6 protein-coding genes are annotated in these 14,897 nt (G+C 38.3%); 1 reads left to right on the plus strand and 5 read right to left on the minus strand.

Going from position 1 to position 14,897, the window contains the following annotated elements; translation table 11 throughout:
- Positions 1 to 63: 63 nt before the first annotated feature.
- The 5 genes from QR40_RS17850 to QR40_RS17870 all read right to left on the minus strand — a co-directional run bounded on the left by QR40_RS17850 (position 64) and on the right by QR40_RS17870 (position 14,346).
- Positions 64 to 2,511 carry a hypothetical protein gene (locus QR40_RS17850; protein ID WP_044296214.1) on the minus strand — a complete coding sequence of 816 codons (2,448 nt, stop codon included), beginning with the start codon at positions 2,509 to 2,511 and terminating at the stop codon, positions 64 to 66.
- Between the two features lie 16 nt (positions 2,512 to 2,527).
- Positions 2,528 to 5,827 carry a phage tail protein gene (locus tag QR40_RS17855; RefSeq protein ID WP_044296215.1) on the minus strand — a complete coding sequence of 1,100 codons (3,300 nt, stop codon included), beginning with the start codon at positions 5,825 to 5,827 and terminating at the stop codon, positions 2,528 to 2,530.
- Complete coding sequence (locus QR40_RS17860) at positions 5,821 to 6,621, minus strand: phage tail domain-containing protein (RefSeq protein WP_044296216.1); 801 nt, start codon at positions 6,619 to 6,621, stop codon at positions 5,821 to 5,823. The genes QR40_RS17855 and QR40_RS17860 overlap by 7 nt, the downstream gene beginning before the upstream one ends.
- Positions 6,622 to 6,704: 83 nt before the next feature.
- Positions 6,705 to 7,217, minus strand: coding sequence for a Panacea domain-containing protein (locus tag QR40_RS17865; protein WP_052430915.1), 513 nt, complete (start codon positions 7,215 to 7,217; stop codon positions 6,705 to 6,707).
- 34 nt (positions 7,218 to 7,251) lie between these two features.
- On the minus strand, positions 7,252 to 14,346 hold the full coding sequence (locus QR40_RS17870) for a hypothetical protein (protein WP_152614232.1): 7,095 nt from the start codon (positions 14,344 to 14,346) through the stop codon (positions 7,252 to 7,254).
- Between the two features lie 67 nt (positions 14,347 to 14,413).
- On the opposite strand from QR40_RS17870, the gene QR40_RS17875 reads away from it, so the two are divergent.
- The gene (locus QR40_RS17875; protein ID WP_044296218.1) at positions 14,414 to 14,806 is read left to right on the plus strand and encodes a hypothetical protein; all 393 of its coding nucleotides are present in this window, start codon (positions 14,414 to 14,416) and stop codon (positions 14,804 to 14,806) included.
- Positions 14,807 to 14,897 lie beyond the last annotated feature (91 nt).

Consider the following 14,897-nt stretch of genomic DNA (forward strand, 5'->3'; position numbering starts at 1 on the left):
TTCCTGTGCCTCGTATTCTTATATAGGCATAAAAATAACAAGGCACTGAAAGACCTTGTTTATCTATTCGACTTCTACTACAAAAGTACATTTACTGTCTATCATAGAGCCATCAATATAAACTACTTTTCCTGTTTTCCATACATTGCCGTCATCCATTGGCAGTGAGTTTTTATCTAATCGGTAAGTCTTGTACGTTTCTGTTGGTAAATCTGCTCCTGTAGCATCTGCCCAGGCTGTGCCGTTATACTTCTTTAATGTCACGGTTTTGGCGGTTACATCTATGTGATAATAAAATGCACCGGTTGCTGGCGAAGATGGAGCGGTGGAAGAGAAGTTTGTGCTTTTAAGGGCATCAACCTCTGAACCATTTTGATAGAGCCTGTAATAAATTACACCAGAACCCATACCATTTTTTATCTGGGTGCCAAGGGTACAGATAACATCAACATCATAGTTATCCTGCTTGTCTATGACAGTTGCATATGCCGTATAAGTTTTGCCATCGTATGTTCCAGTACAGCTGAATGAAGCCGATCCGTCAACCATTGCAGGTGTTACGGTTAACTTGGATGCTGTCTGCCCGGATATCACTGTCCAGGCACCGGAAGCATACTTTTTCCATACAAATGCCGTTGGTGTTACCACAGATGTCCCGGAGTACATGATGGTTTCCAGACTGACATTGTTCGCAGAATTGACAATTACATTGCCAGCTGGAGAAATAAGTTCAAACAATACGGAATTAGTGCCGTTTACAGCAGCCTTGTTCTTTTGCCAGGAAAACTTTTTCACAATGCTCTGTCCACCGCAGCTGAATGTGAGGTCGATTGTTCCAGACATCGCTGCACTGTCTCCTAAAGTGGCATTCACGGCAAATGCAAGAACCAGTGAACCAGCAGCAGAAGTGGTTGAAGCGGTATTTGATTTGACAGTAACACCCGATGGAAGAGTACCAGCGGTAACAGAACAGGCTATTCTGGATGTTCCCTGATATCCGTAAAATGGGATTGTAACGTCTGTGGCAGGTGATACGTTTCCGGAACTATTGCATGGAATGCCCTGGTTTTCATTTCCAACTACAACAGAGATTCCGCCTGCGCCAGTTGCCCCGGTAGCGCCGTCTTTTGCAACCATGACGGTCTGCGTGTCCAAAGCATTGGTGACTCCGCCTGAAGCGTAAAGGGTACATTTGACAGCAGCAATGTTAGTGGCTGATGGCGTATATGTTTTTGCAGCTTCATCTGCACTTGAAGTATATTTATTAGTAAATGTGGTTCCATCTGTGGATTCGGCAATAATGAACCGTCCAGAATAAGCTGTGCGGTTTGCGCTTGTTCCATCCCGGTAAAAGGAACTAAATGTCACATTACTGGGGGTGAAAACATTACTTATATTTTTGTTTAAGACCAGAGTGTCTGAATCCAGAAAATACACACGTGCTGTAGAACCGCTTGCACCGCCTTTTACTCTTGAGAGTGCAAATCTTTTCGTTATGGTGGCATACCCGGCTCTCGTTGCAGCAAAATCAACATATCCGGTATCTACGGTCATTCCAGTGACGGTATATGTTTTTTTGTCAGCAGACTGGGTTCCTGTGACACCGGAAGACGGAGTAGTTGTGATACTGAATGTGCTGGTAATGTCAGAACCATTTTCGTAAATTGACAGCGTAGAGTCAGCACCTGCGTAAGAAGTTACAGTGCCGGCACTATTTGCGGGAAGTGTGTGGCTGTCATTGTTTAGCGCCCCGATAACGGAATGACTGCCGTCACGCAGTTTGGCAATGGTTATGGTATCATATACATCCACGTCATTTGTTACCAGTTTTACTACAGCAATATCATTGAAAAATATAGCATGTGCGGGCTTAACGATTAAGGTTGAGCCGGATATGGTCTGGTTATCAGAAGTAGTCGGATATACAGCAAATGTTCCGTCTGCTTTTTTATACTGCCAGTTTGTGATCGTGACATTGCTCAGGTTAGCCGTAAGAGTAATTTGGCTGTCACCCATAAGATTCCCCGCAGAATTATAGAGAAAAACATTTGCGCCATCAATGGAACAGTAATGTAGTTCAACAGCGTTCTGCAGTAGAGAAAATGACAACAGACTCTGTGCATTGACGGTTACCCCCGAATCGGGATCTTTATAGGAAACATAACAGATATAACTCAACAGCCCGCTGGAAACCGTACTCAGCTTATTTTGATTTACGGTTAGGATTCCTCCAGAAACCGTTTCACCAGCAGTTAAATTTCCTTCTGAGCTGGAGCCTTCTCTTCGTTTCCATGTAAGTGCCAGACCTGATGCATTTAAAGCCAACGCTTTATCATTTAAATAGATAACAGGTGTCAGCTTTAAATTTGTTGTCTGCCAGTTAGGGGCGTATGAGTTTGAATTTGGATCATAGATTGTTGATAATGGCAGGTTACTGTTTAAATAAACACTCAGTCTGCCCACATCTTCAATATCAACAACCGTTATTTGATTGCTTGCTTTAATAGACATTTATTGTTAAACCTCCTTAGGATGTTGTTGTAGCAGCTACTTCGTCGTCCAAGATAAAAGAACAGCGGAATTGCGCTTTTTTAAAGATATCTTCTCTTGTAATATGTAATGTTCTGGAACCCGCTATGTGCTGTGAATTCCAATATTCATCAAGGTCTGAGTCTGAACTCTGCCTAGACCAGATGAAGTGGGAATCAGGGTAATCATTTGTAACATCGTTATTCCCACGGTAAAGTGTGACGGTTAGATAGGTATCGATTTGACCGTTCGTAAATATATTTCCGTTGGAACTGGACACTTCTAATTTATACTGGAGGCTGTCCTCGATTTTTTTGTCTAAGTTAGTTGTTGTGGAAGTAATCGTATCCTGGAACTCTTGGTACTTAATCCCAAACTGGTCACCGTTGCCATCTAAGATTTCTGTGATGGATACTTTACCGTTTTCATCGGTTTTGACGATTGGGAAATTGAGTTTATTTTTAGAGATCTGATTATCAGCAAGCATGTCATTCTTAATAAGTCCATCCTGGATACCTTCTGTCGTTATTCCATTCTCATCAAAAAGCGCTGTTTTTCCATCAACTCCCCGGACAATAAAATTGAAATCACCATTTACATCCTGTCCAATCTGAACACGGATATTGCCTTTGTCGTCGTAGAACTGTTGAGTCCCATTTGCAAATGCAATTGAAGGCTGACCAGTGTCAGAAGATATTAGCGTGATTATTTCTGCTGAGGCTGCATGTGCCATAAGGTCTGCAACCGATATTTTAGCTGCAATCATTTCCTTAATAACGGCATCGCTAATATGGACATTGCCCGATGTGAGTTCAATAAAGAAAGCTTCATCACCAATGATCTGACCCGTAACAACTTTTTTAAGTAAGGCCAGATCACCTTTAATTTCTTTGAAGTCTGCGATATCTCCTATAACAATTCGTGCTGCTATATAGTCAGCATCAATGTATTCGCTAAAGAATTTGTTGAAACTTGCTTCATCCCCATTGATCTGGCCAACGTCTATTTTTGCAAACCGAAGATATTCACCTACTAATTTTTGAATCGTTGCAGAGGGAACCTGTAAATTTCCGGTAATGTTCGTTACGGCATTATTGAACAGGTTATTGGATATCATCTTTTGTAGTAAGGTTGTCAGATACTCTTTGTCATCCTTGCTGTTTCCAGTTCCAAGCGCAACCCCACCACCAGAAGATCCCCGTTCATTTTCATTTTGCAGAATCTGAGTTAAATCATTTCTACCTGACCTGCTTGTAATCATGTTTGAAAACTCTACGGTTAAATCTGGAGTAATCGCACACGGGTTCCACGTTCTGCCTATTAATCTTAACTTAACAGAATAGTCATCCCTTATTCCTAAGCGGACAAAATTACCCAGCACAAAAGAACTTCGCCAGCATTTAAATTCTTCCAGGCGTAGCAGATTGTCCATTTCAGTTGTAAAGGTATATTGGGGTTGACTAAGCTCTGAGATTTTGTCAATCGCATCCTGATACAGTGTTTCCTGCACTTTTATGGTATCAAGGGTAGAATCGATTGATGTAGAGACTATATTAGAGTTTGTGTACGTTTGATCATGAATCAGGGTATTGTAAATGATATACTCATCATCAGAGAGCTTCCATTTTTCATTTTTTATAGAGACATCCGTAATCATGGCAGTTTTCTGATCTGTGATGTCTTTTTGTTTTGTTTTTAAAACCTCAATTTCATCTGTCAGTTGTTTTAGTTTGAATAGGAGAGTACCTTGGGTGGTTTCATTACCAAGATAACCACTATATTCTACATACTTGTCATGCATCCTATTATAAGAATCTTCGTTTGGGTATTTAGCCTTTTCCTCGTCAGTAAGATCAGACCAGGGTTTCTCATATTCAGCAAAATCTTTTAACTCATTTTCATAGAATTCTTTCTTTGCTTTTAATAATTCAACGCCATATAAATCCCAGTTTGTTTCAAACTCTTTGTTGTAGTCGTGTTTATCCTCTTTGTCTGGGATCATTAGATTATCTATCGCAATCTGAATATTCGGAAGAATATAATCCTTAACCTGTATGTAAGTGTAGTAGCCGCCATATCCATTTGCCTTATTATATAGAAGATCCAAGTAACGTTCATGGTCGATAGTGCCATCTATTTTTTTCCAGGGAATATATTCAGGATCGGTACCGTCTGTTGGATTCGTATACTGAGGATCAGGATCGACACTAACCTGAAGACTAGTTAGAAGAGCATTGTAGTACTTCATGTTCTTATTAAGTAGTTCTTCCGTCATGTCGTCCCATTGTTTCCAGTCGCAGCCATCATTTGGAGCACGATGAGTTATGTCTTGTATCTTAGACTCAAGATCTGCCCCTTTTGTAGACAACTCTATGAAATCTGGACGCTTCTTCTCACGATATGTAATCCAGGCTTTTAATTTCTCTATCAGTTCGGATGACATGTATTTTTCGTTCATAAAGAAAGACAGGTCTTGAATACATCTTTCATTAAAATTTACAGCCCGGATATCCAGATCATCATCACCAGTTACTGTGAACTGGGTAAATACGCTGTCCTCATCACAATTTATTTCAACAGCTTTTGCCAGATTACGGTAACCAATAAACACAGTTGTGTCTTTCCCAATTTCTTCTTTGTCGTAAACATTTATCGTTTTGTTTAAAATATCGAAACGGAAGATAAGGTCTAATTTTGGCGCAACTACAGAAGTAAGAAAGGCATAAATATTGGTATTGTCCGCATCTACAGACATCCGTTTCGCTTCATTGTCTTTTAGGATTTCGGAAACAAACCCTACTTTCCATCCAGGCATTTTCTCTAACATTAGATGCAACAGGGACAATTCGGGATTATCGCTTCGGTACAGAATAATATATTTCTTGGCGAATCCAAGTTCATCAACATTGTTTTTAGCTAAATACTCCAATGAATCTGTGGTACCTTTATTAATTAAAATACCTGTCAGGGCTTTATCCTGGAATTCTTTTGAAATATCATAAGCCTGGATTGACTTTGTTTCCTGAAATCCATCATTGCTTGTTACCGGTTCCTGCATCTGGAAGTAACCAATATCCTCCAGGTACAATTCCATGTAAACACCCAGATCCTCATATCCATTGGATAAAATCTCTGCTCCTTCATCTGTGGCGATATAACGGTCAACTACAAAGCTGAGTTCCCAGAAATCTTTTAAGTGCTCCGAGCATTGAACGGTATCGATCTGGACACCGTTTAATTGCGTCATTAATATGTTTCCAGGCTGACATAAATAAATACGTTTTCCACTTTCTAACATAGGAAACCACCAGCCTTTTTCTGTGGGCACTTATATGTGATTTTTACATCTGCATCACCCGTTATCTGAATTACATTTTCTCCTGGCAGTAACCTTAGCCAGTAAATATTTCCGACATCCTCCCAGCCTAAATCTTTGTAGGAAATAATACCGTGTGTTGTAGCATCAGTTGGAATGCATAATTTGCAGTCGAAAGTCATCGGAAGTTTAGCGTAAGTATGAATTTTCATTGTGTTTTCGTTGTCAGTTAGATTCTTAATTACTATGTCAGTAGTTGTTTCTGTTTTAACCGTCATCACAGGGTAAACATATTCCTCAGTTTCATCAGAGTCTATATAGATTGTATGATTTTCTGGAGCAGTAAAGTGCTCCTCATAACTTTTCCATGCATATGGTGAGTCACATTCAAACTGGCATACAGCACCAATGATACCTCCAACTAATTTCCAACGGACATCGGTAAATGTTCCGCGGTATATGGTTGTTGTGCCATCAGAATTGTGGAACTCTATCCACTTTGGCAGTTTGGGAGAGGTAAGCCATCTGTTTACTTTTCGCTGTTCATCATCTGTGAATTCTGTTTGGTCTTCTTTAATTAGTGCGAACTCTAGGTTGGGCGTGTCAGTAAACCTTGTGCCATATTGGTTGGGAACGCTACGATTAATCGTAGTTTCTCCTTTTACCGTTTCCCGGGCAAATCCTGTAAGTTCTTCCGGATAATCGAAGAAACATAAGATCAGAGGAACGGATAGAAGAGTAGCACTGGTTTTTTCATTATATTTAAAATATCCCATCTAGAACCTCCTTTCTACTAAAATAGAAACTGCTCCTTTGACAGAGCAGCTTCCTGATTAAGTTCAATGCCTTTGGTATTTTGTTATTCTTTATTTTCCATTAGCATCCTATAAAATTTTTTCATATCGCTTTCTTTTATGATATTATTACTTCCCTGCCATGGTTTCAAATTTTCTCTAGCATTTTTCCAAGGCATTTCTGTATGATTAAGTATTTCAAGTTCCTCACCATTCAAATCACCATAGGAATGATATATTTCTCTTGAAAATGTCAAAAACTCCTCAGGAATTTCTTGAGTATTATTACATAATGGAATATAACCAAATCCATACACTTTGCATCTTTGATATAAATCCGGTTGAACCGCCCCCTGTACCCATGCCTCAAACTGTTCCGAAATTAAATTTGTATTATTTATTGCAAGATACCAAGCCTTTGCATAATAACAAAGCTTTTGTAATTTTTTATGTGTCATAGAATCAATACACAAAAAGGCATTTGCCAAATCAAACACATCTCCGATTTTTTTTGACACATCTCCATTTGTCAAATCTAATCCCTTGAATACAGGTTTAAATTCTAAATAAGTATTCATTTTTTCCACTCCGATAATTTCTATTTTTATGGATTTATCTAAGCCCTACCTTACGTAAATCTTTAGCTAATTCTTTTCCGGTATACTTAGCTATCATAGGCAGTTGTTGCTTAATAATTCTTATTGTGTCTTCTCCGGTATTTCCGCCCTGAACATTTAGGTGACATTCAATCTGCTGGTTAATCGTTGATTCACGTGGTTCTATATTTGGCATCTTAGCAGTAAACGAATCAGCAAACCGAGCATGAAAAGCTTTCATCGTAAATAAAGCTTCTGGCAGAATCTTTGTGAAATCTTGTGTCAAGATGGTTTCACCCGGATTAACGGATGCAAGCAGTGAATCACCATTTGAATGTATCTTCTCAATTATTCCGCCTTTAGCAGCACCACCAAGCCCAGACCAGTCAAAGTTTTTAGGATCAACTCCCAAACTTTCCAGCATCTTCTGAATAGTTTCACCGACTTTTCCAAAAGAGGAAGTTACGATGTCGGTAGCGCCATTAATCAGGTCAGTAATCTTGTCCAGGTTCTGGGCAAGATCTTTGATGTATTTATCATAGTCTTCTTGCAATTCAGTCTTGAGTTCGTCAAGTCCATCCATCTGTATCTTGATTGTCTGCTCGTGAACGGTATCGTCTATCTCGTCCTGTTTCTCTTGGATCTGCGCATCCAGTCTTGCTTTTTGTGCCCTGCTTTCTGCATCCGTTACGCCATCAAGAGCTGCTGCTTGTGCCTTTAATTGCTGAAGTTCCTTACTGCTTTTCTTCATGTTTTTGTCGTAGTTATAATAGTCCTCAGTTTTTTGCAGTAATTTGTTCCGGGCATCGATTACTTTAAAGATAGCATCAAGTTCCGCTTTAGATTGGCTTTTTACAATATTTAAAACAGCTTCTCTTGCAGACCCACCATTTTTAATTGCTTCATTCAATTCTTCCTGCGCTTTGCGAAGATCTTCCAGGTATTTGCCTTCCGTATAATCTTGACTGCCTTTTAATCCTTCAATCGTGGCTATCTTTTGCTGGATTGCCTGGATGTCATCCATGTAAGTTTCATACTCTTTTATACTTGTTGCGAGTTTTGTTATACCAAAATCAGTGAGATTACCGTCATCATCATACATCATATCTTCATTTATTAGGGATGAAATGGTACCCATTAAATCTCGCAACCGCCCGCTTGCTTCTATGGCTCTTTCAATATCTCTGAAATAAAGGTCTGAGCGCATGGAATCTTTCAACTCATCATTTTCCTTTTTCAGATTGTTTATTGCCGTATCAGCGTCTAGTGCTTCTTGCGTATACTGTTTGAAGTACTCATTGTCAGGATCACTGGCATATTTTTTTGCATTTTCTTCGGCGGCACTTTTTATGGCTTTTTGCTTATCAATTTCTTCATTGTTTTTCGTAATCTGGCTTTCGTAATCATCTTTTGTTAAGTCTATTTTCTGTGCTTTCTTCAGATTAATGATACTTTCCAGGTTTGATTTCTGAGCATCCAGTAATTCCAGTTCCTTCTTGAGTTTTTCGATAGGAAGGTTTTCTATTGTATGGTTCCATTCTAACTGGCTTATTTCAGCAGCTCTTATAGCGGCATCGTTTGCTTCGATCTTGGCTTGGATTTCTTGATACTTTTCGGAATTTACATCTAATCCTTGTTGCTGTTTTTTATATTCCTCATTCTGTGCAGCGAGGTTTGTTACCTGGGCTTCACTGTTTGTCTTTAGCTGTTTGTAATCATCAGCAGTCGCAAGTTCACCTTTCTTTTCTTTTTTAGAGATATCATCTTGTTTACTGTCTGATTGAGCTTTAAGTCTGTCCAAAGAATAACCCATGTTTGTTACTTTGATGTTTTTCTGACTGTCTAATAGATTTTGAATTTCGATTTCCGCATCAGCTGCAGCATTCCCAACACCATCAATATCAGCCTGCCACTTATACCAGTCCTCACTACCTGCTTTGATTTTTCCTGACTTCACTAGTGAATTAAATTGATCCTGCATTGCTTTTTGTTGGGATAATAAATTTGTTTTTTCAGAACGTTTCCCAACGATTTCAGTTTCAAAATCATTTTCGGTTACGGCTTTTCCCTGGGCTACTTTTAATTCTCTGTTTTTAGCAGCCTTGTTACTATTAGAAGAGAGGTATGTGCCTTTAGCTTCATAGAACGCCTTTACGTTCTCCATCTGCTGATTTGCAACATCGCCCATTTTTTGAGCGAGTTCAGCCTGAGCCTTGGCGGCATTATCAGCAGCTGTTTTCTGGGCTTTTAAAGCCTCATTATTCTTCTTGACTGCTTCATTGTAAGCCTTTGCTTTCTTTAGGTCATCGCCCTTTAGCCCTTTTGTACTGACTGTTTTGCCAGATTCGATCGCACTTCGCTGAGATTTACTCAGACTTTTAGACTTTAATAATTTATTGGCTGTAGTATCTTTGTTTTTCTTGTTATCAGCTACAATCTTATTATAATTTTTAGCGTCCTTGAGTGCATTCCCTTCAAGCCCTTTTGTATTAACCTTTTTACCAGATTTAACAGCTTTTTGTACAGACTTACGCTGGCTTTTTGACATCTTATTATTCAGTAGTTTGTTTCCAGCCTTTGTCGTTGATTTTTGGTAATCAAGCTGGTGTCCTGTTTTTCTGGCAATAGAAGCCGTTTTCTTTTTTGTGCTTTGTGCCGTATTGTTTTGCTTTCTCTGAATGGCTACCTCATCATCAAGGAGCTTGTTTGTATATCCATAAGAAGCACCTTTGACATTATCAACCTTGTCCTGAGCCTTTTGGTATGTCTTATCTGCTTTCTTAAAAGTTTTTTCATCTTTGGATTTCTTACCTACAGAATTATTCCAATCCTCAATCTGTGACAGTAGCTTCTTATCCTTGATTCCTTTTGTGCTGACTTTCTTGCCTTTTTCGATATTAGAGGTAATCTTTTTCTTAGTAGAAGATTTAACCTTAGATTTTTTAACTTTCTTCTCTAATTTATCACCCATTTTGTCATTACTTTTCGTAGATTTATTCAGCGTTGATTTTGCTTTGTTTCTTGTACTTTTTTTGGAAGACAGATTAACCTTTTCTTCAGTTTGTACCCTCTTAAGCAGATAACCCGTATTTGTATTGGTTCTTGCTTGAACCTTTGCATCCAGTACATCCATGTCATTGCCTAACCGCTCCAGCTTCTTTTCATACGCTTCAATCGGCACATTTGCCCATTGCGTATAAAGTTCCTGCTGTTCCCGGCGCAGCTGAGCCACTGCATCTTTACAGTTTATGGCTGCTTCATAGTATTTTTTGTACTTGTCGATGTTTTCCTGCAGTTTCTTGCCTTCATCGGTAGAGGTGTCTATGGTATCAATGGAGTAATCTCCGTCACGTACTTTCTGTTTCCAGCTTTCATCCAAGCCGACACCATTTGCAGCATTCATGTAACCTTCATAACTGCGCTCATTGGCAGAAATCTCATTTTCTTTTGCTGTCATTCCACGTTTTAAGCGGCTGGATTTGACCGCTGAGGATACGTAGTCTGTAATGGAATCAATGATATTCTTAGTCTTACGGGAAAAGTAGCTAAGACGGGTAGCAAAGTTATCTATTTCTGTTTTTGATTCTTTGGTTTTTTCAGTGTTTTCAGCTTGTGCTTGAGTATTTGCATTTACTGCAGTTGTATTTTGGTTTGTGGCAGTAGATGAAGTGTTAGTAACATATCCGCTAGTAATTCCACCACCTGGTTTATAATCGATCCCAGGCCCTCCAACAAAAGCATTGCCACTTGCTAAAGCTCCACCTTTTAATGTACCACGACCTGTGACAAATCCTCTTTCTAATAAATTTTCGGATTGTAAGTGATTAAATACTATAGCATTTTTAGGAATATGCGCAAATTCAGCCCCATTATCTCCATATGTCCGCCATTTTCCAGTATTAGGATCAACAACAATTTCTCTGCCAAGTTCCCCTATAAGTACTCGTTGTCCAAATGGGTTACCTGCATTGCCATTGGCGAAAGCACTACCGTTGAATGTTCCGTTTACGCCATGTACTCCTGCTAAGGGTAAAGGCCCTGACGCACCACCGCTTTGATTGTTATGCATGGTAGTAACTGTTATGGTTTTATCCTGTATAGTGCTAAGATAAGCTTGTATCATCTGTAGTGAAGAACTTGCATTATCAATTGCGTTAACATGAAAGTTTTTATCTTCAATCTCTTTATCCTGTACTTTTTCTACAGCAGATTCTGCAGGAGCAGTTTCAGCCATAACCTCCATTTTGACTTTATTGCCTTCAAGAGTCTTTAATTGATCTTGGATTTCGGCGATACGAGCGGGCGCATTTTCTTCATTTACGTCAACTGATAGTGTATAGTTCTTGTTATTTAGTGCATCCAGTTCACTATTCAATGAAGAAATTTTAGAATCAGTATCTTCAATAGCGGCTTGAATTTCCACTTTTGTTGGAATTCCTAATTCATTTTTCTGTGCGATTATATCTGCAATTTCTTGCTCAGTGGCTTGAATTTCAGAATCATCAACAGGTATATTCATTTGCTGTTGCATTTGAAGTCCCGACAGCTTTTCTTGTGCAGTCTTTAGTTGCCCGTCCAAATCTATAGTAGTATTGACTTTTTCTGATGAAAGCTTTTGTTTAAGATCAAGGGCTTCTTGAAGTCGCTGTTTTAGAATTTGAATTTCAGTAGCGTCAGCTGGTGTTCTTATCTTTTTCCCATTAAGCTCATCGATTCTAGCTTGTATATTAGTTATATTTTTATCAGCTTCAAATAGGGAATTATTAACATTTCCAAATGATTCATCTCCCCAGTCATACTCTCCACCATAATCATTTAAGACACCAAACATTGCCTGAACGGTTTCATTAGTCCAATTGAACTGACTTGCAAAATCTTTCATTGTTTTACCGGCAACGACTTTGAGCTTTTCAGTATCAGGATCATACTGCATTAAACCTTTATTGATGGACTCTTCCAGAAATTTATCTGCACCAGATTTATCTTTAAAATATGTGCCCAAATTATCAACATAGCTCTGCACCTGTTCTTGTGGTATGTTGTCAGGTACAACAAATTCCATTGCAGCTTTGTATTTCTTAGTCCCGACTTCCATATAACTATCGGATTCAGTATCATTGACATCTTTAATAGCCTGTACTGCATTAGATACATCAGTACCCATATCCCCTTCTTCAGGAGCGTTTTGTGCGTTTAACCATTCCTGGTAAGCACCAGTTGCTTCGCGAATGCTGGCTGCCATGAGGGAGTATTTTTCACTATTTAATGCTATTGTATCTTGCTCAGTTAATAAATTATTTATTTGGCTCTGAATTGCAATAGCACTTTCGTCATTTGTATCCTTATATTGACTTAATTGCTTACGTAGCTCTATAAGCTTTTGGGTATTATCCGAATATTTTGATTTTGCTTGTGCATCATTTACTTTAATTGTCGCAAGAGTTTCTTCGGATTTTGCTTTGGTGATTTTTTTGACTTCTTCTTCATTTAAGCGTAATGTACCATTTATATATTGCAAAGCAGACTGATAGTCTTTTAGTTCTGCAGCATTAAACTGTTCGAGACTAAGGCTTTTACCTACTCCTTGACTAGCCAAAGTTTCTTGTACCTTAGAAAAGGATTTTGTAAAGTCTTCTGCTGAGGCAATGGCAGAACTAAAATTAAGTTCAATTTCATTAGAACTTTGCAGATTAGATAACTCGCTTTTGAACTGTTCCAAACTCCATGATGAGGTATCTGCATCAATGTCATATAACAGGTGTAAATCATTTTGACTTAATCCATTTATCCAAGAGCGAATATCTTTATCAGAGATATTTAAAAGATCAGCTACTCCGTCAGGAGCAAGGTTATCTTCGAAAGCTATGGCATTGATTTCGGAAGCCATGTCGGATATGTCAATCCCAGCTGTTTTACATGCACGTGATAGTTTTGGGAATTTTTTAATGATATCCTCTACAGTAATTCCTGTCTCTTCATTAGCTTGTGCAAGTTGAATAAGCTCATCCTTTGATTTTGAAAAGGCTTCCGTAGACATAATCTCAGATATCTGAAGATTTTTGAATCCAGTAGGATCTATTTTCTTCCATGCAAAGTTCATTTGATCCGTAATGTTGCTTAGCGTATCTTGCACATTTTTCGATCTTTGATCTTCTGGTATGGACTGCAGAGAAGTTTTGTATTCCTGAAGTGTATCGATTGCTTCCCAGATTTGATCTGTTGTACCTTCAATCAAATCAGTTTGTATTCGATCTGCTTCTTCCAAATCATTATTGTCTAAAGCTTGTTTCTTTAATTTTTTGTATTGTTCTATTGCTGCCAGTAGTGCAGAGATATCATATTCATCTGATGTGAGTATGGCATTATTTCCACTCAAATCTGCGTTAGAGCTATATTCGTTTATTTTTTTCTGCGAAAACTCCTTGTCCCCAAATTGATTTTCGTATGCATCTATATTAGCTTTAGCTGCATCTTTTGCTTCACGTTTCATTTTATTTTCTGCAAGAGTTTTTTGAATTTCTAATTCCTTTGTTACATCTTTTAGCTTTTCTAATTCCCCTTGCTCAACAAATGTTAATTTTTCTTTTGCATTTAATTGATCTATCTGCTGCTGGGTTTGCGTAAGCTCTGTGTCAACAGATTCATATTCACCTTTAGCACTATTGTAAGCTTCTGTAGCTTCCTTTGCTTTTTCCTGAAGTTTCTCGGATCTATTGATAAGATAATCAAGTCCAACTATTATACCGGTAAGTGCAATACCGGCTAAGGTTGTTATTGCAGCATTAAGAAGCCCAACGCCTATGGATGCAGCGGCGGCTTTGATTCCTGCTGTTGAAAAGCCTTTGTTCATAGAGGCGAGATAACTATTAAATCCTTCTGCAGAAGCCTTGGCTCCATTTAGACTATTTCCATATGCAATAACTTCAGCATTTAGATTTTTAAGACCTTTACTAGCTTCATCTGAGGTTTTTCCGCTATCTAAGCTCTTAAAATATTTGTTCATTTCCTCTTGAGTTTCTTTTGAAAAAGTAGAGAAGCTTAACTTGGAGCTTCCTTTATTATTTAATCCATTAAATACTGAACTTAATCCTGTATCTTTATCATATTTCAAGACCAGAGCTATTTACATATACATATTGTGATAGTATAATAAAATTTTATAGAAGGAGGATTAATTAATGGATATTAAATATTGTAGAATTTGTCCTAGGTGTGGTAGGATACATATGAGATTAGATGTTTGCGATGAGTGTGGATGTAATATGGTTATTACTAAATATACACATGACGATCATCAAAAATATTTTGTTGAACAAGGTAAAGAATTCGAAAACAAACTCTATAACGAATACTGCTACTCAAATCCCCTATTCAGCAGTTATCATTTTGATAAACGTCAACAAGCTGAAGATAAATTGTACCCCATACCCCAAGATCCTAACACTAAAAGGTGCCCAAAATGTGGCAACACCGAATTTACCCCAGTGCGCAAAAAATACAGTCTATTAACAGGTTTTTTGACGAATAAAGTCGAGTTAATCTGTAATAAATGTGGAGCGAAAATAAAGTAGTCATTTTGTTATAATTATCATCAAGGGTTTTTGCCCTTGTCAAGCTACTTCAGGGCTATCTCCGCCGGTTTATAGCCTTTTCCAAATGTGA

The sequence above is a fragment of the Robinsoniella peoriensis genome, from assembly GCF_000797495.1.
GTDB classification, from domain to species: domain Bacteria; phylum Bacillota; class Clostridia; order Lachnospirales; family Lachnospiraceae; genus Robinsoniella; species Robinsoniella peoriensis.